Below are 21,014 nucleotides of genomic sequence, written 5' to 3' on the forward strand. Positions count from 1 at the left end.
CCGCGGCGGCCGTGTCAGCGCTTGACGTCGTAGACGCGGTTCGTCACCGTCTCGACGGCCACCCGCCACGAGCGCAGGCCCGCGCCCGCGGCGATGTCCCGCATCGCCTGCTCGCCGGCGTGGTTGCCCAGCGCGTACGGGCCCTTCTGCGCGAGCGCGGCGGGCAGGCAGAGCGCGACCGAGGTCGACGCGAACGAGCGCCCGATCGGGTTGACGCTGTCCAGCACGTTCGCCGACGTGTTCGGCTCGACGATCATCGCCGTGCCGTCGGCGGCGAGCGCCGCCTCCACCCGGCGCAGCGCGGCCCCCGGGTCACCCAGGTCGTGCAGGCAGTCGAAGAAGGTCACCAGGTCGTAGCCGTCGCCCGGGAAGTCGCTCGCGGAGGCCACCTCGAAGCTGACCCGGCCGGCCAGCCCTCGCTCGGCGGCGTTGCGCCGGGCGGCCTCGATCGACGGCTCGTGGAAGTCGAAGCCCCGGAACCGCGACTGCGGGAACGCCTCGGCCATGAGCAGCGTCGACCAGCCGTGCCCGCAGCCCACGTCGGCCACCGACGCGCCGGCGGCCAGCTTCGGCACGACACCGTCCAGCGCCGGCAGCCACTCCGAGACCAGGTACGCCTCGTAGCCCGGCCGGAAGAACGCCGCCACCCCGGCGAACAGGTCCGGGGCGTGCTCCTCCCAGCCGAGACCGTCACCGGTGCGGAAGGCCTCGGCCAGCGCGTCCTCGGTGCGGTACAGCGCCTGCAACATCAGAAAGCCACCGGTCACGTTGGCCGGCGACGCGGGGTCGGCCAGCACCGCGGCGTGCTCGTCGGGCAGCAGGTAGGTGCCGGTCGCGGCGTCGTACTCCACATACTCGCCGGCGACCTGAGCGGCGAGCCATTCCGCGACATACCGCTCGATCAGCCCGGTACGCCGCGCGAGCTCCGCGGCGGTGAGCGGCCCGGCCCCGGCCATCGCCGCGTAGAGCCCGAGCCGCGCCCCGAGCGACGTGGACAGCCCGGCGAAGGCGGCCGCGTTGTCGGTGACGACGCGTCCCAGGAACGCCATCACCCGATCCTGATCGAGGGTCTTGTCCATGCGGCTCCTCCTAAATCCGATGCAACGCCGACATCGCCTTAGGACGGCTCCCACCCAGCAAGGTTCAGCGCCGTGTCAGCCCCCACTGCGCCCCCGACGGTCCGCGGCCCCTGCCACCCCTCTGCGTTCCATTCCGGACTTCAGCGAAATTTCCGTTTTACAGCTCGCGGCCGGAAACACAGAGGGTTCGAGGATCAGGCATAGGCTCCGCCCAGAAACGGCTCCTAACTTGCTCGGCGATGGCGGGTCCGCTGACCTGGGACTCGCCCGCGCTCCGAGGGGAACCAGCATCATGATCTACGCCTCCACACGGCTGCACGAGACCGCCGGCGCCAAGGTCTTCGTCGACACCACGGGGCGGCGCAAGAGGCTGCTCGTGATGTCCGGGGTCTTCGCGGCGCTGGCGGCGGCGGTCTACATCGGCGTGGTCGCCATGAGCTTCGCCCAGGCGCCCAAGGCCGACCTGCCCACCAAGGGCACGATCTCGACGCCCACGAAAGCGGCCACGGCGGCCTCCGAACGCTGACCGGGTGGTGCGCAACCGATCCGCCGCCGGCTCGCGGGCCGGCGGCGGATGCCGTCTGTTACTTGCCGTAGCCGGAGAAGAGAGACGTGAACGCGTAGTCGCTCTGCGTGATTCCGGAGCACGTTCCGCTGAGGCTGCCGGCGGTGCAGTCGCCGTTGTCACGGTTCACCGACCAGAAGCGGATGAACGCCAGGTTCTTCTGCTCGGCGTACGCCAGCAGGGTCTTGGCATCGGCCACGGTGGTGACCGGTCCCGTGTCGTTCACGCCGATCATCGGGGTGATACCCAGCATCGCGTAGAGCCGGGCGCTGCCGCGTCCGGTCCAGATCGTCGCGAGGTCGGCGTGCACGGCCTCGGTCGCCGCGATCATCGCCGCGCCCCAGCCGCCGCTCGCGGCGAAGTTCATGATCATCGGGTTGACCGTGACCTCGACGCCGGCGTTCTTCACCGCGCGCAGCAGGGCGATGCTCGCGTCGGTCAGCCCGAGCGTCATGCCCGCCACCGGCACGGTCAGGCTGATCGCGGTCCCGCGCGCGGCCTGGAGGCTCTTCAGCGCCGCCGCGACGGTCGTGGGCGACACCGTCTTCTCGATGTCGACGTCCAGCGCGTTGCTGCCGGCGGCGTTCAGGACCTGGGTGTACGCCTTCGTGAGCTGCGCGGCCGTGCAGGAGCTCTCGAGGTACGCGCCGGTCGCGCCGCCGCTCGACACGACGACCCGCCCGCCCAGGGCGGCGATCTTCTTGATCTGCGACTGGACGGTGCTGTCGGTGAGCGCCTTGGTGCCGCCCCACGCCGGTGTGCAGGAGCTCGCGCTCTTCGCCAGCACGAAAGCGAGCGCGAAGTCCGTCATTCCGGTCTTGGCGTGGATGGCGCTGATGTTCGTGCTGGTGCTGGTGACATCGAGGTACGGGGCGACGGGGGGAGTGCTGGTCTTGACCGCGGATGCGCTCCCGGCGGACGTGCTCCCGCCGGCCGCGCCGGGTGCATCGGTCGAGGCGGATGGCGTGGTGACGACTGCGCTGGTGGCGGGGCTCGCGTCGGCCGCCTCGCTCGCCTTGCAGCCGGCGGCGAGCATCAGCGCGGCCGCCGTGAGGCAGACCAGCGAGCGGCGTATCGGGTTCATGCCCGAGATCTTGGCATTTATCCCTGTGATCGATGCCTAACTATCCGCATTAAGCCGGTTAATTCGGGCGCTCTCGTGGCCGCCGGTATTCGCCGCGAAACGGACGTAGTCCGTACGAATCAATGGCCTTTTTGGGTTTTAAGTCACAAATCGAAGGGATGGTCGTGACCGTCTACACCTCGAGGAAGCCGCCTCCGCCCGAGGAGAAACCACCGCCCGCGCCCGCCAGGCGCCGCCTCCGCGCGCCGGAACCGCGCTGGATCGTCTTCGCCGTGGTGCTGAGCCTGTTCGCCAGCATGCTCTTGGTGAACGGCCTGGTCACGGGCGAGTTCACGCAGGACGGCGCGCTCGAGTCCACCGCCGACACCGATCGGGTGCCCGCCGCGGCGCTCAACGGCGGCCCGATCATCCAGACCGACGGCAGCACCACCGAGACGGTGCGCGTGCCGAACAAGCAGATCGTGCTCACCTTCGACGACGGCCCCGACCCCGAATACACGCCGGAGATCCTCAAGGTCCTCGCCGAGTACCACGTCCCCGGCACGTTCTTCATGATCGGCTCGGAGATCGCCAAGTACCCCGGCCTGGTCCGCCAGGTGAAGGACGAGGGCCACGAGATCGGCATCCACACGTTCACGCACCCCGAGATGTCCACCAAGAACGAGTGGCGCCGCGACGTCGAGATGCAGGAGACCCAGCTCGCCCTGGCCGGCGCGGCCGGCGTCGCCAGCGTGATCTTCCGGCCGCCGTACTCGTCGACGGTCGACGCGCTCGACAACACCAACTGGACGGTGATCCGCGACATGGGGGAACGCGGCTACCTCACCGTCGTGAACGACCTGGACAGCCGTGACTGGGAACCGTCGGTCAGCAGCGACGACATCATCGAGGCGGTCACGCCGGACGGCGACGACGGGGCGATCCTGCTCTTCCACGACGGCGGCGGCGATCGATCCCGTACGGCGTCCGCCCTCGCCTCGGTGATCCCGGAACTGCTGAAGATGGGGTACACGTTCACCACGATCGCGGACGTGACCGGCATGAACACCGTGAACCCGCCTGCGTCGGTGAACTCCCGTGTCCTCGGCGTGAGCATCGTCGGCGCGGTGCAGATCGCCCAGCACGTGACGCACTGGTTCACCTGGCTGCTGCTCGCGTTCGGCGTCCTCACGATCGCGCGGCTGGCGCTGATGCTCGTGCTGGGCCGCCGGCACGCGGGCCGGAACAAGCGCGGCAAGTTCCGGCGCACGTGGGGCCCGCCGTACGAGAAACCCGTGACGGTGGTCGTGCCGGCGTACAACGAGAAGGAATGCATAGCCGACACCGTCAGATCGCTCGCCGCGAGCACCCACCCGATCCGGATCATCGTGGTGGACGACGGCTCCACCGACGGCACGGCCGAGATCGCCGAGTCGCTGGGCTACCGCAACGTGACCGTGATCTGGCAGCCGAACGCGGGCAAGCCGGCCGCCCTCAACACCGGCATCGCCGCCGCCGACACCGAGATCGTCGTCATGATGGACGGCGACACGGTCTTCGAGCCCGACACGGTGCGCCACCTGGTGCAGCCCTTCGCCGACGACACGGTCGGCGCGGTCGCCGGCAACGCCAAGGTCGCCAACCGCACGGGCATGATCGCCCTCTGGCAGCACATCGAGTACGTGGTCGGCTTCAGCATCGACCGCCGCGCCTACGACGAGATGCGCTGCATGGCCACCGTCCCCGGCGCGATCGGCGCCTTCCGCCGCACGGCCCTCGCCCAGGTCGACGGCCTCAGCGACGACACGCTGGCCGAGGACACCGACCTGACGATCGCCGTCATCCGGTCGGGCTGGCGCGTCGTCTACGAGGAGCGGGCCCGAGCCTGGACCGAGGCGCCGACCACGATCAAGCAGCTGTGGCGCCAGCGCTACCGCTGGAGCTACGGCACCATGCAGGCCATGTGGAAACACCGCCGAGCCTTGATCGAACGAGGCCCCGGCGGCAAGTTCGGCCGGCGCGGCCTCATCAACCTGGCCCTGTTCCAGACCCTGATGCCCCTGCTCTCCCCACTGATCGACGTCTTTCTCGTTTACGGCCTGATCTTTCTGGACCCGCTCGAGACCCTGATCGCCTGGTTCGCCATGCTCACCATCCAGCTGGCCAGCACGATCTACGCCTTCCGCCTGGACAAGGAGTCCCTGAAACCCGTCTGGGCGGTGCCCCTGCAACAGTTCGTCTACCGCCAGCTGATGTACCTGGTCCTGATCCAGTCCACGCTCGCGGCGCTGGGCGGCATCCGCCTGGGCTGGCAGAAGCTCCAACGGGCGGGAGGGTTGAGCGCTCTGCTGGGCGCCCGATCCGAGGCTTGACCCCGGCGATCGGGGTGGCCGCGACGGCTTTCCCTGACGGGCAGGCGCGGCTGCCGGACCGGGCCGCGGCCGACCGTGTGGGCGAGTTCGTGGACGCGACATCGACCCGCGTTGCAGCCGGCCGCGCGGCTGTGGCCCTTCGCGGAGACCCGGTGGCGCGGGTGTGGCCCTTCGCGGAGACCCGGTGGCGCGGCTGCGGTTTTCGCGGAGACCCGGTGGCGCGGCTGCGGCTTTTCGCGGAGACCCGGTGGCGCGGGTGTGGCCCTTCGCGGAGACCTGGTGGCGCGGCTGCGGCTTTTCGCGGAGACCGGTCGCGCGGCTGCGGCCCATCGCGAAGACCGGTGGCGAGGGGTCCATGGCCGCGCGGTGGCTGGACAACGACCGGCTAACTCGCAGCGTCCACCTGGGATCCGGCGGCTCGATGATGACATGCGATCGGCTACATGGAGATCGATCTGCTGGATCGATGAGTTCGCCGCTCCACCCGAACACGGGACGAGCACGGCGACACGATCCACGCGCTCGGTTGCACCGCACCTTCCGCCCCATCCCCGGCGACGACCCTAAAGATCGTGCCCGACCCCGCCGAGATGAGGGACGCCGAAACCGGGCGTCGGCCACGTTGCTGGGGTCACCGTCGTCGCCCCGGGCCTGGCCGGGTCATGTGGGCTGGTGCGCCGGGCCGGTCGAGCGCCGGTTGCCGGTGTGTCGTCCGTTCAGGATCGCGTGTGCTTCGCATCGAGGGGTGGTGCCCAGCCATGCAATTGCGCGAAAGGCGCCGGACGGCCCGGAGTGGCAGGCGGTCGCGGAGTGCGGCGGGAGCGGTCGTCGTGCGTTTGGGGGCGGGCCGGAGCCGTACCTCCGGAATTGATGTCAGCCCTGCATCAGGCGGGTCAGGTTGGTGAGGCTGGTGATCAGGGCGGTGGTGTAGCCCAGGATGCGGCCGGCCCATTTGACGACGGCGGAGGCGATCTGGGCGGCGACGATGGGGATGGTGATGACCAGGAGGGCTTCGGCGGCCCAGACGATGACGCGGGCCACCAGGTCGGCTATGAGGTCGCGGACGATGTCGCGGGTGAAGGTGACCAGGTTGCCGGCGGCCTGGGTGGCGGAGGACATGGTGGCGGCCAGTGCGCCGAGGCCGCCGAGGGCGTCGACGTTGTTGGCCATGAGGGACTGGTACGTGGTGGCGGCGGCGCCCTGCCAGTCGGGGAGGTCGGCGGCCAGGTGGGCGTGCAGGTCCTCGGACATGGCCTGGAGCTCGGCGGACATGTTCTGCCAGGTGGCGGCGTGGGAGGCCACCCGGTCGGGGATGCCGGCCAGCTTGTCGAGGACGGCGCGCAGCGGCTCGAAGTATTCCATGGCCCAGCCGAGGCCGTTGGCGAGCAGTGAGCTGAACGGGTCGAGCACGGTGGCAGTGGCTTCCAGCGCGAACGCGCCGCCGGCCAGGGCGCCGTCGACCCAGCTGCCGCCGCTGACGGACTGGTGCAGGCCCCGGAAGCTGTCGACGAGCGAGGCGCCGGTGACGCTGCCGCCCGGGTTGACGACGTTGGCGACCAGTGAGGTGCTCACAGCACACCCGCCTTTCGCAGGCGCTGCGCGGCGGCGTCGTCGGCCTGGTCGTAGCCGGCGCCGGTCTGGCGCAGGGCCTCGCCGGCGAGCCGCAGGTTCTCCTCGACATAGGCGATGAGCTGGTCCTGGCGCACGTGCCGCGCTTCGAGGATGCCGGCGATCCAGCCGCAGAGCAGGCCGTACGCGGCGTCGTCCCGGCCGATCGCCGAGGAGGCCGCCCTGACCGCGCCGAAACGCTGCTGAACGCCCTCGACGCGGGCGGCGTGCGCCCTGATCTGCTCGGCGTCGGCCGAGAAGCCGTCAGCCATGGGGTCCTCCACTCATCTCCATGGATGTTAGGAGGGGTGCGCTACCCGTGCGCTTCGGCGATCACGGTGCGCAGGGTTTCGAGGAGCCTGCGGAGATATCCGATCGCCTCGGCGTCGGAAGGGTCGTCGAGGCCGCGGTTGCCGTCCCCCGCGACGAGTCGGAGGTAGGTGCCCTCGGGCTGGGGCTCCGCCAGGATCGTCTCCAGCGCGGTCAGATATTGCTCGAGATAGAACGTGCTTGTCTGAGCCGTGTCGCGGAGCTCTTCGCGAACCTCGTCGAAGCCGTCCGAGTCGTGGACATAGCCGTGCAGCAGCGCGCGCACCTTTTCGATGGGCGGCAGGGCCGACCGCTCCGCGATGCGCGCGCGAAGCGACTCGGGCAGGCCGGACGTGTCCATGGCCTATGACCCTAACGCCGCGGGGAACGCCGTGAGGATGAAGGGCTGCGCCGGATCCGACCCCTGCACCAGTTTGATGCGGATCCGGACGAGGCTGGTTGTCACATATGTGGCCTCGCGTGGGCCGACGCCATACATGCCCTTGTTGTAGTAGCCCTCGCCGACACGATGACCCGCATCGAACAAGCCGTCATGGGATCGGTCCATCGCCAGGTCGTCGCGGATGCGAGACCAGTTCTCGCGGATGTATCCGTTGATCTCGCGGTGCATGGTCGAGGGATCCGTCCACCTGAGGGAGGCGTTCACGGCTTCGTTCCATTCGCCGTCGCCGTAGATGCGGCCTTCGATCGTCCTCGGTCCGTCTCCTCTGCGCAGGGGAATGCTGGGCCCGTGATGGTCCAGCGTGTGGGCCCGCTGGTGTGCCAGGTCGTTCGCGGCGATGTCGAACCTGGGCGGCTCGTCGCCGAGCTGTTCGTAGCGCCGCATGATCTCGGCCAGCTCGGGGTCGTCCGGAGTCCGATCGCCCTGAGCTCGGGTGGTCGTGGTGGAGCTCCCCGACCCCGGCCTGCCCGCCTGGGCGACCGCGGCCACGGCGTCGTGGGCGCCGTCCATGTCGCCCGGGCCGGGGGAGCGTGGGCCCCTCGGCGGGGGCGGCGGGTCGCCGCCGCTGCCGGACGGCTTGGGCTTGCCGGTCACACCGGGGACGTTAACAATGCACGTCCATCGATGGCCTAGTCGCGGGACACCTCGTGGCGGCCGGTCAGGGAGGCTCGGTCGGCGGCGGCGCGGCCGGAGAGCCAGCCGGCCCGGTTGCCGGCCGTGGTGGTGCGGTGGACGAGGCGGGGGAACTGGCGCTCGACGGCCGAGCGGACCTCGTCGGCGCGGGCGGTCAGGACGGGGAGCAGGGCGGTGGACTGCGGCGTCGTGGTGGTGACCTCCTCGACGGTGGCGTCGAGGCGTTCGCCGATGCGGGACGCGTAGGCGGTCAGGAAGGCGTGGCGGAACGCGCGGGTGCTCGATCTCTCGTGGGTCATGGCGCGGGTGGCCTGGATCAGCAGCGAGGTGAACAGGATCTCGGTGGCGTCGAGGTCGGTGGGGAAGCCGATCAGGGTGGAGAAGCCGAACCTCTTCGTCCACACGGCACGGCAGCCGTTGGCGTCGGCGACGACCTGGAGCAGCAGGGTCTTGGGGGCCTCGTAGGGGTTGTCGACGGGCACCCGGCGGCTCGCCGGAGCGTCGCGGCGGCCGGTCTCGGCGGTGAGCAGGGCGTGGTCGATGCGGTGGCGGGCCATGAGCTCCTGGGCCTTTGCCGTGCAGGCCTCGGCCTCCTCGGGGTAGTCGGTGGACTCGGCCTTGGCCAGCAGGGCGCGCACCCGGCTCAGGGTGCGCTCGTCGAGGTCGGCGGCCGGGACGGCGGGGCCCGCGGTGCCCGGCGGCGGGACGATCAGCTCGATCGGCGGCAGGGCGTTGAGCAGGCAGAGCACCTCGACGGCGGTGACGATCGCGACCGTGCGGCTGACGCCCTCGCGCGCCGCCCACGCGGTCAGGTAGAGGTCGTCGTGCGCCCACCAGACGGTGGCGCCGAGCTCGGCCAGCTGGGCCCGCCAGCGGTGGTCGACGGTGGCGGACGCGTGGCTGCGCATCTGGGCGGCGATCGCGTCGGCGACCAGCCTGCCGTGGCGCGCGGAGTGGTCGCGCCGGGCGGCGCGGGCCAGCTCGGCCGGTTGCCAGCCGTCGTGCCACAGGCGCCGGACGTCGCGGAGCAGGGCGGTGAGCAGGGCGCGGTTGACCGGTTGCTCGCCGAGCGGGCCGGTGAGCAGCGTCAGGCAGTCCTCCAGGTCGTACGTCCGGCCGGCGCGCACCGACCAGACGGCCCGCTGGACGGTCTCGTCGGCCACTTGCGGGCGCGGTTCGTCGCTGTTTGTACGCATGTGGCCTCCGTTCGATCGCCCGACAGTACCCAAGGCGGCCGGAGATCGTTCCGGGCCTGTGGATAACTACCGAGCGGCACCCGGAACTGCAACCTGAGCTGCGGATTCTGGGGGTTCCCCCGTGCACCGAGCCCCCCGGAGTTCCCATGCCTCGCTGGTCCCGTGCCGCCTTCGCGATCGCGGCAGCCCTGCCCCTGGTGGTGCTCCAGCCCGGCGTCGCGCAGGCGGCCGGCAACGCGAAGGCGTACAAGCTGATGAGCCAGACCGGCGGCAGGGGCGCCGTCGCCCGGTGGAACCCGTGCGCGGGCCCGATCGACTACCGCGTCAACCTGGCGCGCTCCCCCAAGAGCTCGCTGCCCGAGGTCAAGCAGGCCGTCGCGAACGTGGCGAAGGCGACCGGCCTGACCTTCCGCTACGCCGGGACCACCTCGGCCGTGCCGGCCGCCAACAAGGGCTTCAGCGGTACGTATCCCGCGGGCACCGAGATCGTCATCGCCTGGGCGGCGCCGGGCGTGCAGAGCAGCATGCTCCCGCGGACGACGACGACCGCCGGCATGGGCGGCTACCTGGCCCGCAGCGCGTACACGGCGAGCGGCGCGCCGGCGTGGAGCATGTCGCAGGGCCGCGTCGTCCTCAACGCGGCCATCGCCGCCAGGATGGCCCGCGGCTTCGGCGCCGGCCGGGGCGGCACCACCGGCCAGCTGCTGATGCACGAAATCGGCCACGCGGTCGGGCTCGACCACCCCACGATCGCCGACAAGTACGAGATCATGTACCCCGTCCTGACCACCAAGAAGGCGACGTGGGGAGCCGGCGACCTGACCGGCCTGCGCCTGGTCGGCAGGAGCGCCGGCTGCCTGTACCACCAGCCTCCGAAGTAGACCGGCGCGCCCGCAGCAGGGACGATGTCAGGCGTGCGGACTCTGGTGCTGGGCGGGAGCGGGCTCATCGGCGCGCACGTCGTGGACGTGCTGCGCGAGCGGGGTCATGCGGCGGTCACGGCCGGCCGGAGCGCCGGCGATCACCGGCTCGACGTGCGGTCGGCGACAGCCGAGCAGCTGCGGGCGGTCCTGGCCGGCTGCGACGGGGTCGTGATGGCCACGCGCACCGACGAGCAGCGGCCGCTGCCCAAGCCGGTCTATCCCGCCCTGCGGCGGGACATGGTCGAGCCGGTGGTACGCCTGTTCGCCGCCGCCCGTGCCGAGGGAGTCTCCAGCGGCGTGCTGATGGGCTCGTACTACACCTATTTCGACCGGCTGCACCCCGAGTGGCGGCTCGCCGAGCGTCACCCGTACGTGCGTTGCCGGCTGGAGCAGGCGCGCGAGGGCCGGGCCGCCGGCGTGCCCGTCGCGGTGCTGGAGCTGCCCTTCGTCTTCGGCCGGGCCGGTGATCGGCTGCCGAACTGGGCGGGACCGCTCGACCGCTGGGCCCGCTCCCGATTCCCGTTGACGGCCCCACCCGGCGGTACGGCGGTGACGACCGCCCGCCACGTCGCCGAGGCCGCCGTCGACGCGCTCGAGAGCCGCAGCGACGCCGACATCCCGGTCGCGGACGAGAACCTCACCTGGGCCGAGATGATCGGGCGGATCGCGGCCGCCGCCGGGCGCCCCCGGGCGGTGCGCCGGTTGCCGGCCGCCGTGGTGCGGGCCGCCCTGCGTGGCGGGGGAGCGGTGCAGAGGGCGAGCCGCAAGGAGTCGGGCGTCGACCCGTCGCATCTCGCCGGCCTGCTGCTCGCCGAGCTCTTCGTCGAGCCGGTGACCGGCCGGCCCGTGGACGCGGCGATCCGCGAGTCGTTCAGCTCTCGCTAGGCTCGTCGAGCTCGGCGAGCATCTCGTTCACCCGGCGCAGCCGTTCCTCCAGCTCCCGCACGTCGGCGCCGGCGCGCACCCGCTCGCGCAGCTCCTCGGCGAGATAATCGCGTAACTCATCGGCGGCCGGCTCGTTATTGCTCACTCCGCCAGGATGCCCCGGCCCCGGCCGATCCGCAGCCCTGTGTGATCAAGACCGGTCACCCTCGCGGGCTACGCCGTTCATACCCGGAGTGCATCGTCCTAACGAACCTCTCTTGTGGACCATGTCGCCGACCTTCGTCCCCTGAGCTGGGTGGGCCCTCGGCTGACCGGTGACCAAGACGGATCGTCCCGCCGTTCACGCTCCGGGTTTCCGTGCGTCAAGGTGAGTCACCTCGGAGAACTCCTAGGAGGGCGCGGTGCTCGGAACGACCCAAACGGACGGCGTCGACGAGGTCCGTGACCTGGCGCGCCGGGGTCTGCTGGCCGCCACGATCGCCGGCACCTCGGGGCCGGACCGGCTGCGGCTGACCGGCGCGACGTACTCCATCGTGTGGCCGGTCGGCTATCAGCGGCTCACGCAGAAGTTCGAGCTCCGGCGGGGGCACGTCGCCTGCGCGACGTCGGTGAGCCGGCTCGCCGACGAGTGCCTGGACCGCTTCGAGAACGACGTCGAGGCCGTGGTGGACGACGTCGCCCGCAAGGCGAGCACCCGGATAGACAATCTGGAGGGCTGGATCGCCAGCCGCCTGGTGCCGGCCACCGTGGACGGGCACCGGCGGCGGCGCGGCGCGAACGGCGCGCTCCAGCGTCCCCGCGTCCCGGCCTGGCTCGCCGGCGAGCTGGGCGGCGACACCTGGCTGCTCGACCTCGCCACCCAGATCCTGACCTGGGTGGGCACCCCGTCGACGGCGGGCTACGACCTGTGGCCGGTGGAGAGCTGGGTGGTGCGCCGGTGCGAGCGCCACGGCGGCTGGTCCGTCTACGGCGAGGCCGACGTGCGCGAGGACATCCACACCGTGCTGGCCGCGATGCGGCGCCGTCCGCAGTGGTACGAGCAGTACGTCGAGGCGCCGCTCGGCCACAAGCAGCCCCCGGTCGCCTCCGCGGCCCACCTCGACGGCCCCGCCGAGCCCGCCACCGACCCCGCCGCCGAGCACGAGCGCCTGCTCACCGCGCTGGCGCACGGCGCCGTCCAGCTCATCCGGGCGCGCCTGTCCCGCGGCGAGCCGGCCCGCGCCGTGGTGGTCGAGGTGATCAACACCGTGTTCGGCGCCGACTCCGGCGACGGCGCGTCCGGCCGGGCGTACGACGACCGGCTCGAACGGGTGCTCCGCGACGGCGCCGGGATCGACCGGATCGTCGCCACCGTGCTCGACATCCTGCGCGGCGAGGACTGACCGCTCCGCCCGTCGTCCGTCAGAACCAGGAGGCGGCACCGAAGAGGGGTGGAGACCGATGACGCGACCCGACGATCCCGCGCTCGCGGCGATGCTGGGGCTGATGCCGGACTACCTCGAGGCGATGCGGGAGCACCAGGACGGCGACACCACGGCGGCCCTCGCGAGGTTCTCGGCGGTGATGGCCCGGTCCGGCGAGCTTCCGCCGGGTCATCCGGTGCGCGAGGCGATGGACCGCGTCGCGCCGATGCTGGAGGCGATGCGGGCGGTCGCCGAGGGGCGGCCCGCCGAGATGCCGGAGTCGCGGCCCGGCGCGAGCGAGGACGAGCTCGCGTTCCACCTCATGGCCCGCGGCGGCCTCGCGATGCGCCAGGGCGCCGAGACGGACCCGGCCACGATCGACGCCGCGGTCGCCGACCTGCGCGCGGCCGTGGAGCTGACCCCCGGCGGGCATCCCGAGCGGGTCTTCCACCTCGCCTCGCTGGCGCTGGGCCTGCGGCAGCGCGCGGAGGTGCGCGGCACGCTCGCCGACGTGGACGAGGCGATCGCCGTGCTGACCACCGCCCGCGAGCTGGCCGGCGGCCCGGAGCACCCGCACTGGTCGTTCGTCAACGAGCTGCTCGCCGGCCTGCACCTGCGGCGCGGCGACTCCGCGCCGTCGCGGCTGGCGGCGCTGGAGGGCCTGCGCGGCTACGCGTGGCGGGTGCTGCTCCAGCCGAACCCCGCCTCGGCGCGCGCCGTCGCGGCCGAAGCCGCCCGGGAGGCCGTGGCGGCGGCCTCCCGGTGCCTGGTCGACCACCAGCCCGCGGACGCGCTGCGCGCCCTCGACGCCGGGCGCGGGCTGATGCTGTTCGCCGCCACGGAGCTGCGCGACCCGTACACCCGGCTGATCGACGCCGGGCACCGCGACCTGGCCGAGCGGTGGCGCGCCACCGACCGGCCGCCCTCGTCGCTGCGCGAGCGGGTCCTCGAGGTGCTGGCCCGCGACACCGGCCTGCTCGACCCGCCCGACCTCGGCGAGATCCAGGGCGCGCTCCGGCCGCTCGGCGTGGACGCGCTGGTCTATCTGGTGCCCGCGGACGCGCCGGCCCCGGGCTGGGCCGTGATCGCCCCCGCCGAGGGACCGGCACGCTACCTGGCGCTGCCGCACCTCACGATCGAGGCCGGCACGGACATCGAGCGCTACCTGGCCGCGATGGCGAGCCGGGACGCCGGGGCGGTCGAGCCGGAGGATCTCACCGGCAGCCTCGACGGGCTCTGCGCCTGGGCGTGGAAGGCCGCCATGGGCCCGCTGACCGGCCCGCTCGCCGGGGACGGCCGGGTGCCGCGCCTGGTGCTGATCCCGATGGGCGACCTCGCCCGGGTGCCGTGGCAGGCGGCGCGGGACCCCGGCGGGACGTACGCGGTCGAACGGGTCTCGCTCTCCCAGGCGGTCTCGGCGCGCCTGCTGTGCGACAGCGCGGCGGCCGACCCGGTGCGGCTGACCTCGGCGGGCCTGGTGCTCGCCGACCCGGACACCGGCGGCCGAGCGCCCGAGCTGCGGTCGGCGCGCCTGGAGGCGTACGCGATCCACCAGTCCTTTTATCCCGCCGCGACCTACGTCGGCCGCCGACCCGACGGCAGCGTCAGCGTCTCGGGGGCGGGCACGGCCGAGGACGTCCGCGCCTGGCTGCGCGCGGACGGCGCCGTGGCCGGCACGATGCTGCACCTCGCCTCGCACGGCGTCATCGAGACCGGCCGGTCCGCCGCGTCGCGGCTGCTGCTGCACGGCGAGGACCTCACCGCCGACGAGCTGGTCGGCGTGATGACGCAGGCGCGGCGGCACCCGGTCGGCCTCGTGGTGCTCGCGGCCTGCCACACCGGCCGCTCCATCCACGGCTACGACGAGGCGTACAGCCTGGGCACGATGTTCCTGGCCGGGGGAGCGCGGTCGGTGCTGTCGGCGCAGTGGAGCGTCCCCGACCAGGACACGTCCCTGCTCATGTACATGGTCCACCACTTCCTGACCACCGAGCGCCGCGCTCCGTGGGACGCGCTGCGCCGCGCGCAGCTGTGGATGCTCGACGACGACCGGCGGCCGCCCCGGGGCATGCCCTCCCCGCTGCGCCGCATGCTCCAGGAGACCGATCCCGCGCGCGTGGTGGCGTGGGCCGGCTTCGTCCACTGGGGCCAGTGACCGAAAGGTGGTAGGTGCCGTGGACGGGAACATCGCGCGACTGCGGGACGAGCTGTCCCGGCTGGACGGGCCGGCTCGGGTGCCCAAGCTGGTCGAGCTCGGCCAGGCGCTCAACCAGCGCTACTGGCGGGCCGGGCCGGGTCAGCCGGCGGCGCTCGGCGAGCTGTCGGCCGCGATCGAGGCGTGGGACGAGGCGTACGGCCTGCTCGACCCCGGCGATCCCGCGCGCGGGCAGGTCGCCGCCCAGCTCGGCTGGTACCTCTCGATGCGGTACGGCGCGCACGGCAGCGGCCCGAAGGACCGCGACACCGCCATCTTCGTGCTCCGCGAGGCGCTGACCTTCACCAGCGTGCCCGCGCCGCAGGTCACCATCGCGCGGTTGTCGCTCGGCCAGCTGCACCTGTCGCGCGCGACCGAGGCGATGAGCCCGGCCGGCGCGCGGGGCGGATTCCTGCACGGGCTGCCGCAGGGCGTGGACGGGGACGCCGACGAGGCCGTCCGGCTCTTCCGCGAGGTCCTCGACGGGCCGCCGCTGAGCGCGGACGTCACCGCGATGGCCCGGACGCTGCTCACCCTGGCCGAGTCGATCCAGCCGCTGCTCAGCGGCGACCTGTCGCGCTTGGACCTCGGCAAGATGATGGAGATGATGTCGGTGCTCCAGCGGTTGCAGCGCGACGGCATGCCGTCCACCACGTGGGTGACGGGCGACTCGCTCAACTATCCGGTCACCGTCATGGACCCCGAGGTCCATCAGCCGCCGACGGTCCCGCCCCGCCGGCCGGCGCCCACGGCCTTCGCCGCACCGTCCTCCTCGGCGCGGCGGGCCGCCCGCGATCGGCTCTCCTCGCTGGTCGCCTGCCCCGATCAGCCGGTGTGGGAGCAGGCCCGCGCGCTCCTGCTGGCCGGTCCCTCGGCCGTGCCGCCCGCCGATCTCGACGCGTTCGCCGGTGCCGCCGCGAACGCGGCCGACGAGGACGAGGGCACCGCCGTGGAGCGCGGTCTCGACCGGCTCCTGGCCGCGATCGGCATGAGCCTGCGCGGCCGCCGCGACGGCAGTGGCTGGGCGGACGAGGAGGACGTTCCCGCCGCGTACGTCGCCGCCGCCCACCAACTCGCGGCGGCCACCCGGCACGTGCCACCGGACCACCCTGCCGCCGTCGTCATCATCGAGGCCACCGGGTCCGTGCTCGACGATCGTCGCCCGCTCGCGGGCCCGGTCACCGACATCGCTCAGGACATCTCCTCGTACGGGGAAAGGGTCCCGTCCCTGCCACCCGCCGCGGCCGCCGTCGCCGCCCTGTGCCGCGCGGTGGCCGCCGCCGAGATCGTCCCCTGCACCGCCGCCGGCGTGCCGGCCGGCCATCCCTGGCACCAAGTCCTGACCACGGCCGCCGCCCACGCCGAGCTCCTGGCGGCCGTGCGCGCCGGCGCGCCCGTGCCACCGCGTCCCGAGCTCGGCTTCCTCGCCATGCTGCTCCACGACGTGCCGGCCGCCCTCGACGCCGCCCCGAAACGGCCCTCACCCCGTGAGGCCGCCGTGCTCGGCGCCGCCCACCCCGACCCGGACACCGCGATCTCGCTGCTGGAGAGCGCCGTCCGCGCCCTCGACGACGACGGCCTGCGCACCCGCACCTGGCAGCGCCTCGCCGAGGCGTACCACCGCAGAGGCGCGACCGGAGACGCCGAGCTGTGCCGCAACGCGGGGCTGAAGGCCCTGCGGGACCGTGCCTTCGCGACCCGCTTCGCACACTGGATGATCGCCGGCGGGCGCGCGGCCGAGGCCTTCACCGCGTTCGAGGCCGCCGCCACCTCGCCGGTCGCCGCCTCGCTGCCGCACGACATCGTCGCGGTCCTCACGGGCGTCGAGCCGCCCCCGTCGCCGCCGCTCGACGCGCCCTCGATCGCCGACGTCGCCGCCGCGGTCCGCCGGCTCGGCGCCGCGGCCTTCGTCCACGTGCACCCGGCCGGCGCCCTGCGCCTCGACGCGGCCACCGAAGAGCTCGCGCTGCTCCCGTCGGTGCCCGGCGAAACCGTCTTCGCGTCCCTGACCGACGGCGTGGACCATCTGACGCCGGCCGCCGCCACCGTCGTCTCGCTCGTGCCGTCCGCGGCCCACCTGCTGCGGCCGCTCGCCACCCCCACCGGCAGGCCCCTGTTCGTGGTCAACCCGCGAGGCGACCGCGACGCGGCGATGGCCGAGGTCCTGGCGGTACGCCGGTTGTTCTACCCGCAGTCGCTCTGCGCCGGCCGCGCCCTCGAGCCCGTCGACACCCCCGGCACGGCCGGCGACCTGCGCGTGCACCTGCCCGGCGCTTCCCTCGTGCACCTGGCCTGCGGTCTGCACGGCACCGAGCTGGAGCTGGCCGACGGCGAGACCCTGGACCTCGCGTCCCTCCAGGCGAGCGGCGGCCTGGTGATCCTCGCCGAGGGCACCGCGCCCGCCCTGCTCGACGCCGGCTTCCGCGGCGTGGTCGGCTGGCAGTGGCCGGTCCCGTCGCCGTACGCGGCCCTCGCGCTCTTCCTGCTCCACCAGCACCTGGTCGACGAGCGCCTGACCCCCGCAGCGGCCGTCAACGCCGTGCACCGCTGGATGCTCGACCCGGACCGCACCCTGTCACCGCTGCTGACCGGCGCCCACCTGCACACCGTCCGGACCACCGACCTGACCCAGCCGTCCCTGTGGGCCGCGCTGGCCTATCACGGCCGCTGACGGGAGCAGACCATGGCCGACCCCGTACGAGACCTGCTGCTCGCCGAACTCCGCAAGGCCGCCACCGCCGCACTCGCCGGCGGCGCAACCCCCGCCGACCTCACCGCCGGTCTGAGCGACCGCCTGCGCCGCCTCGACCGGCTGCGGGCCGCCGCGGACGCGCGTGCCGACGCCGAACGGCGTGGCGGGTAGCCTGCCCTGCATGCAGCCCGCCACGAAGCTGGAGCGCCGGGTGGTGAAGGCCGCCGAGCAGGCGCTGGAACGGCAGCGCTATGTGAGCCCGCTCGACGTGCTGACCGGGATGGGCTGGCTGCCGCCGGGGCTGGTGACCGACTGGCGGCAGGGCCGGGCGGCGCACCTGGAGGCGGTCGCGGCGGTGTCGGCGGACCGGCTGGCCGACGCGCTCGAAGTGTTCCATCGCTGGGTGGCGAGCCGTGGGCTGCGGCCGAGCGAGGTGGAGTACGTGGCGGCGACGCGGGACCGGCGGGCGCTGCGTTTCACGGCCGGCGGGGAACCCGCGCTGGAGTCGGCGTACCGCACCCACTGGATGCCGGCCGACCTGCCGGACAAGCAGCGCGAACGGATCACGGCGCGGCAGAGCAAGGCGCCCGACCTGGTCGTGATGCAGGCGCTCCGCCCGTACACCTGCGGTGGTTGCGGCCAGACCGGCGCCGAGCTGCTGATGATGGAGGACGGCGCACCGATCTGCCTCACCTGCGCGGACCTCGACCACCTGGTCTTCCTGCCCGCCGGCGACGCGGCGCTGACCCGGCGCGCCAAGCAGGCCAGCCGGCTGTCGGCGGTGGTGGTCCGGTTCAACAAGTCCCGCAAACGCCACGAGCGCCAGGGCCTGCTGGTCGAGCGGGCGGCCGTCGAACAGGCCGAGGAGCAATGCCTCTCCGACGAGGAGGCCCGGGCCCGCCGCCGCGAGCGGGACAGGCAGCGCCGCGAAGTCGCCGACGAGTCCTTCCAGCAGAAACTGGCCGAGGAGATCGTCCGGCTCTTCCCCGGCTGCCCGCCCACCCGCGCGGCGGAGATCAGCCTGCACACCGGCGCCCGGGGCAGCGGCCGCGTGGGCCGCAGTGCCGCCGGCCGCGCCCTGGACCCGGACGCGGTGACCCGAGCGGTGGTCGCCTCGGTCCGGCACGAGAACACTTCATACGACGAGATGCTGATGTCCGGGGTGCCCCGCGACGAGGCCCGCGAGCGCATCCGCCCCGACATCGACCGGGTCCTGCAGGCGTGGCGGCAGCCCTGACCGGACAGCCACGGCGCTGCGGACCTACACCCCGGATAGCCGCAACGGCTCGGTACGACCCGCCGGCGTGATGATCTCGTACGGCGTCCAATCTCGCGTGTCGGCGCTCGCCGCACGCGCCTGACTCTGCCGGCGCCGCAGCTGAACGGTGAGCCCGCTCGCCTCCGGCAGCGGAATGACCTGCTGAACGTCGAGCAACAGGCGACTGTCGACCTTGTACGGCGTGAGCCGCACGCACCGTATGTCGAGCCCGTAGACGTCGTTGAGCCACAACACCGTCGTCGTGATTCTCCCGGTCGAATCCCGCGGCCACCAGAACGACCCGCACCTCTCGGCTGAGGACGGCCTCCTCGCCGCCGGCATCCTCGAGAAACTCCGCGAGTCTGGTGAGGGCCTCCTCGACCGCGTCGGGTTCCACCTTCGCCAGCGGCGTACCGCAACGCCTGTAGCTCCAGGGGGACCTCGATCAGCTGATCGGCAGTCATCTCGAAGAGCGGCATCCGCCCATCCTGATAGCCCCAGGGCCGTAGCGGAATCGAGGGCTTACAGCCCCGCAGGTCGAGCGTCACGGAGCAAGAGGGTCACCCGACCGGAGTAGCCGCCACCGCAGCGCACCGTCGGAGATCGTCGCGGCGCCGAATGGCTGGTGCAGCCTGCCGTGCCTTCGCACGAGTGATCGTTTCGTGCATGCCCGAAGTCGCACATGGTGCACATCGGCGGGATCGATTGCAACGCTGTCAAAGGGTGTTTCGCTGGGCCTACCGGCAGGTCACCATGGGGCAACGGATTGGTGGTTGCCGATGGATCTTCCGGGAAGCGATCATGTTTGGGCCGGTCATGGCGTCGCACGGCGGGTACGGCGCTGATCCTGGGGACGCATGACTCTCGTATTCGAGGGCAGGAGTTTCCACGGATGGAGGCGTCATGGCAGTGCGACGGCCGGACACGCGCGCGTCGAGCACCGGTGGCCGCATGGTCCATACTGGACCGGTGAGCACGTGCGGATGCACGTGCAGATGCGCCGGGGCTCTGGTCCGGGGAGGACTCGTATGCGGCTGAGACACCCCTCCGGCCGGATCGTGCACCTCAGTTGTGAGATCGCCCCGCAGGCAGGCCACGCAGCGCCGGCGAGCGACGCCGGCCGCCCGGCCAACCCGGTAGGCAGATCGGCGAGCAATCTACCCGCCCTCGTGCGACAGCTCGACACCTACGGCGCGGTTCGTGCCCGGCTCGGCGCCGACGCCCTCGGCGTGAACCTCTGGCTTCCTCCCGCACTCGCCGCCGCCCTCGCCGCCGAGAGCCGCGCCCGCACCCGGCTTCGTGCCGAACTCGACGCCCGCCGGCTCGAAGTCGTCACGTTGAGCGGCGCGCCCTTCGCCGAGGGCGGCGGCGAGAAACCCGGCGAGAGCTCCGCCGGCAAGCCCGCCTGCAAGCCCGCCGACACGAGCGGCGGCAAACCCAAGCCTGATTCCATCGCGGGTGCCTCCCCCGCGGGCGCCTCCGCCGGCGTCGCTCCCCCCAACAGCGACGCGGCGGAGGCCGCCGAAAACAAAGCCGACAACAAAGCCGAAAACAAAGCCGAGAACAAAGCCGACAACAAGGCCGCCTCGGACAAAGATCCGGACTGGACCGACCCCGCCCGCCGCGAATACACCCTCGACCTGGCCCGCGTCCTCCTCGACCTCCTCGACGAGGACGCCGTCCGCGGCGCCGTCGGCACCATCGGCCTCGGCCGCCGCGAAGGCTGGGCGGAAGCCGAGGACAAGGCCGCCCAAGGCATCCTCCGCCGCCTCTCCCACGGCCTCGCCGATCTCGCCTGGCAGAGCGGCCGAGCCGTGCGCGTCGGCTTCCAGCCCGCCGAGGGCGACGTCCTCGACACCCCCGAGCAGACCGTCACCGCCCTCAGCCGCGTCGACAAGGACCGCCTCGGCATCTGCCTCGACCTCGGCCACTGCGAGCGCACCTGGGCCGACCCGGCCGCCGGCATCGAGGCCGTCACCGACGCGGGGCTCGCGATCATCGAGGTGCGCGTCGCCGCCGTGCCCGGAGCCACCACCGCCAAATGGCGCGCCGGCATCCGTCAGCTCTTCGGCAAGCAGGGCCCGCTCACCGAGAACCTCACCCTGATCAGCCGGACCCCCACCCCGGACCAGATCACGAACGACGTCACGTACCTCCTCGCGGAGCTCGCCGCCCACGGCCTCCAGCCGGAAAACGAGCCTTGCGCCGCCCGCTGAGCCGTCTAGAGTCAGTGGTGGCATCGATGTGACGAGCGAGCCGGCATCCGGGAGGCGCAAACCCCGCCGGCTGTGCACGCCCGCCACAGCGCTGTCACCTGGGCGGCCTCCCTCGCCGCCTGCCTATCCATGGCTGCCCGAGGGAGAAGAACAGC

General features: G+C 72.7%; 19 protein-coding genes. 10 read left to right on the plus strand and 9 right to left on the minus strand.

Annotated elements, in window-relative coordinates; genetic code table 11:
- Positions 1-14: 14 nt before the first annotated feature.
- A complete protein-coding gene (locus tag Ade02nite_RS21165) occupies positions 15-1,079 on the minus strand; it encodes a class I SAM-dependent methyltransferase (protein WP_203766201.1) in 1,065 nt (354 codons plus the stop codon).
- Between the two features lie 292 nt (positions 1,080-1,371).
- Here Ade02nite_RS21165 and Ade02nite_RS21170 point away from each other — a divergent pair, with 292 nt between their 5' ends.
- Complete coding sequence (locus tag Ade02nite_RS21170; protein WP_203766202.1) at positions 1,372-1,605, plus strand: hypothetical protein; 234 nt, start codon at positions 1,372-1,374, stop codon at positions 1,603-1,605.
- Between the two features lie 58 nt (positions 1,606-1,663).
- Here Ade02nite_RS21170 and Ade02nite_RS21175 read toward each other — a convergent pair whose 3' ends face one another.
- Positions 1,664-2,728: a glycoside hydrolase family 18 protein gene (locus Ade02nite_RS21175; protein WP_239168932.1), complete on the minus strand. Its 1,065-nt coding sequence runs from the start codon at positions 2,726-2,728 to the stop codon at positions 1,664-1,666.
- A gap of 158 nt (positions 2,729-2,886) precedes the next feature.
- Here Ade02nite_RS21175 and Ade02nite_RS21180 point away from each other — a divergent pair, with 158 nt between their 5' ends.
- Positions 2,887-5,079, plus strand: coding sequence for a bifunctional polysaccharide deacetylase/glycosyltransferase family 2 protein (locus tag Ade02nite_RS21180; RefSeq protein ID WP_239168933.1), 2,193 nt, complete (start codon positions 2,887-2,889; stop codon positions 5,077-5,079).
- Positions 5,080-5,952: 873 nt separating this feature from the next.
- Here Ade02nite_RS21180 and Ade02nite_RS21185 read toward each other — a convergent pair.
- The 5 genes from Ade02nite_RS21185 to Ade02nite_RS21205 are packed head-to-tail and all read right to left on the minus strand — an operon-like array spanning position 5,953 to position 9,288.
- On the minus strand, positions 5,953-6,651 hold the full coding sequence (locus tag Ade02nite_RS21185) for a WXG100 family type VII secretion target (RefSeq protein ID WP_203766203.1): 699 nt from the start codon (positions 6,649-6,651) through the stop codon (positions 5,953-5,955).
- Positions 6,648-6,959, minus strand: a complete 312-nt coding sequence (locus Ade02nite_RS21190) for a type VII secretion target (RefSeq protein ID WP_203766206.1) — start codon at positions 6,957-6,959, stop codon at positions 6,648-6,650. The genes Ade02nite_RS21185 and Ade02nite_RS21190 overlap by 4 nt, the downstream gene beginning before the upstream one ends.
- Positions 6,960-7,000: 41 nt before the next feature.
- A complete protein-coding gene (locus Ade02nite_RS21195) occupies positions 7,001-7,357 on the minus strand; it encodes a hypothetical protein (protein ID WP_239168934.1) in 357 nt (118 codons plus the stop codon).
- 3 nt (positions 7,358-7,360) lie between these two features.
- On the minus strand, positions 7,361-8,053 hold the full coding sequence (locus tag Ade02nite_RS21200; RefSeq protein ID WP_203766208.1) for a hypothetical protein: 693 nt from the start codon (positions 8,051-8,053) through the stop codon (positions 7,361-7,363).
- 35 nt (positions 8,054-8,088) lie between these two features.
- A complete protein-coding gene (locus Ade02nite_RS21205) occupies positions 8,089-9,288 on the minus strand; it encodes a DUF2786 domain-containing protein (RefSeq protein ID WP_203766209.1) in 1,200 nt (399 codons plus the stop codon).
- A gap of 146 nt (positions 9,289-9,434) precedes the next feature.
- Here Ade02nite_RS21205 and Ade02nite_RS21210 point away from each other — a divergent pair, with 146 nt between their 5' ends.
- Complete coding sequence (locus Ade02nite_RS21210) at positions 9,435-10,169, plus strand: zinc metalloprotease (protein WP_203766211.1); 735 nt, start codon at positions 9,435-9,437, stop codon at positions 10,167-10,169.
- 24 nt (positions 10,170-10,193) lie between these two features.
- Positions 10,194-11,096 (plus strand): NAD-dependent epimerase/dehydratase family protein, encoded by a 903-nt coding sequence (locus Ade02nite_RS21215; protein WP_379037116.1) that lies wholly within the window; start codon positions 10,194-10,196, stop codon positions 11,094-11,096.
- On the opposite strand, the gene Ade02nite_RS21220 is transcribed toward Ade02nite_RS21215, so the two are convergent.
- On the minus strand, positions 11,083-11,241 hold the full coding sequence (locus Ade02nite_RS21220; protein ID WP_203766215.1) for a hypothetical protein: 159 nt from the start codon (positions 11,239-11,241) through the stop codon (positions 11,083-11,085). The two genes, Ade02nite_RS21215 and Ade02nite_RS21220, sit on opposite strands and share 14 nt — an antisense overlap.
- 256 nt (positions 11,242-11,497) lie before the next feature.
- Between Ade02nite_RS21220 and Ade02nite_RS21225 the strand changes: the two genes are divergently transcribed.
- The 5 genes from Ade02nite_RS21225 to Ade02nite_RS50320 are packed head-to-tail and all read left to right on the plus strand — an operon-like array spanning position 11,498 to position 18,622.
- Complete coding sequence (locus Ade02nite_RS21225; RefSeq protein ID WP_203766217.1) at positions 11,498-12,478, plus strand: hypothetical protein; 981 nt, start codon at positions 11,498-11,500, stop codon at positions 12,476-12,478.
- A gap of 58 nt (positions 12,479-12,536) precedes the next feature.
- Positions 12,537-14,654: a CHAT domain-containing protein gene (locus tag Ade02nite_RS21230; RefSeq protein WP_203766218.1), complete on the plus strand. Its 2,118-nt coding sequence runs from the start codon at positions 12,537-12,539 to the stop codon at positions 14,652-14,654.
- Between the two features lie 19 nt (positions 14,655-14,673).
- Positions 14,674-17,364 (plus strand): CHAT domain-containing protein, encoded by a 2,691-nt coding sequence (locus tag Ade02nite_RS21235; protein WP_203766233.1) that lies wholly within the window; start codon positions 14,674-14,676, stop codon positions 17,362-17,364.
- Positions 17,365-17,376: 12 nt separating this feature from the next.
- On the plus strand, positions 17,377-17,556 hold the full coding sequence (locus Ade02nite_RS21240; RefSeq protein WP_203766241.1) for a hypothetical protein: 180 nt from the start codon (positions 17,377-17,379) through the stop codon (positions 17,554-17,556).
- Between the two features lie 10 nt (positions 17,557-17,566).
- On the plus strand, positions 17,567-18,622 hold the full coding sequence (locus Ade02nite_RS50320; protein WP_203766243.1) for a DUF2293 domain-containing protein: 1,056 nt from the start codon (positions 17,567-17,569) through the stop codon (positions 18,620-18,622).
- A 24-nt stretch (positions 18,623-18,646) separates the two neighbouring features.
- Here Ade02nite_RS50320 and Ade02nite_RS21250 read toward each other — a convergent pair whose 3' ends face one another.
- Positions 18,647-18,895, minus strand: a complete 249-nt coding sequence (locus Ade02nite_RS21250) for a hypothetical protein (protein WP_203766245.1) — start codon at positions 18,893-18,895, stop codon at positions 18,647-18,649.
- A gap of 917 nt (positions 18,896-19,812) precedes the next feature.
- On the opposite strand from Ade02nite_RS21250, the gene Ade02nite_RS21255 reads away from it, so the two are divergent.
- Positions 19,813-20,859 (plus strand): sugar phosphate isomerase/epimerase family protein, encoded by a 1,047-nt coding sequence (locus tag Ade02nite_RS21255; protein WP_203766247.1) that lies wholly within the window; start codon positions 19,813-19,815, stop codon positions 20,857-20,859.
- The last annotated feature ends 155 nt before the right edge of the window (positions 20,860-21,014 follow it).

The organism is Paractinoplanes deccanensis (assembly GCF_016862115.1).
Lineage (GTDB): Bacteria > Actinomycetota > Actinomycetes > Mycobacteriales > Micromonosporaceae > Actinoplanes > Actinoplanes deccanensis.

Coding starts and splice junctions, on each gene's coding strand:
- Ade02nite_RS21215 (WP_379037116.1), top strand. CDS start 10,194: ATGTCAGGCGTGCGGACTCTGGTGCTGGGCGGGAGCGGGCTCATCGGC.
- Ade02nite_RS21190 (WP_203766206.1), bottom strand. CDS start 6,959: ATGGCTGACGGCTTCTCGGCCGACGCCGAGCAGATCAGGGCGCACGCC.
- Ade02nite_RS21205 (WP_203766209.1), bottom strand. CDS start 9,288: ATGCGTACAAACAGCGACGAACCGCGCCCGCAAGTGGCCGACGAGACC.
- Ade02nite_RS21165 (WP_203766201.1), bottom strand. CDS start 1,079: ATGGACAAGACCCTCGATCAGGATCGGGTGATGGCGTTCCTGGGACGC.
- Ade02nite_RS21180 (WP_239168933.1), top strand. CDS start 2,887: ATGGTCGTGACCGTCTACACCTCGAGGAAGCCGCCTCCGCCCGAGGAG.
- Ade02nite_RS21210 (WP_203766211.1), top strand. CDS start 9,435: ATGCCTCGCTGGTCCCGTGCCGCCTTCGCGATCGCGGCAGCCCTGCCC.
- Ade02nite_RS21240 (WP_203766241.1), top strand. CDS start 17,377: ATGGCCGACCCCGTACGAGACCTGCTGCTCGCCGAACTCCGCAAGGCC.
- Ade02nite_RS21230 (WP_203766218.1), top strand. CDS start 12,537: ATGACGCGACCCGACGATCCCGCGCTCGCGGCGATGCTGGGGCTGATG.
- Ade02nite_RS21195 (WP_239168934.1), bottom strand. CDS start 7,357: ATGGACACGTCCGGCCTGCCCGAGTCGCTTCGCGCGCGCATCGCGGAG.
- Ade02nite_RS21170 (WP_203766202.1), top strand. CDS start 1,372: ATGATCTACGCCTCCACACGGCTGCACGAGACCGCCGGCGCCAAGGTC.
- Ade02nite_RS21175 (WP_239168932.1), bottom strand. CDS start 2,728: ATGAACCCGATACGCCGCTCGCTGGTCTGCCTCACGGCGGCCGCGCTG.
- Ade02nite_RS50320 (WP_203766243.1), top strand. CDS start 17,567: ATGCAGCCCGCCACGAAGCTGGAGCGCCGGGTGGTGAAGGCCGCCGAG.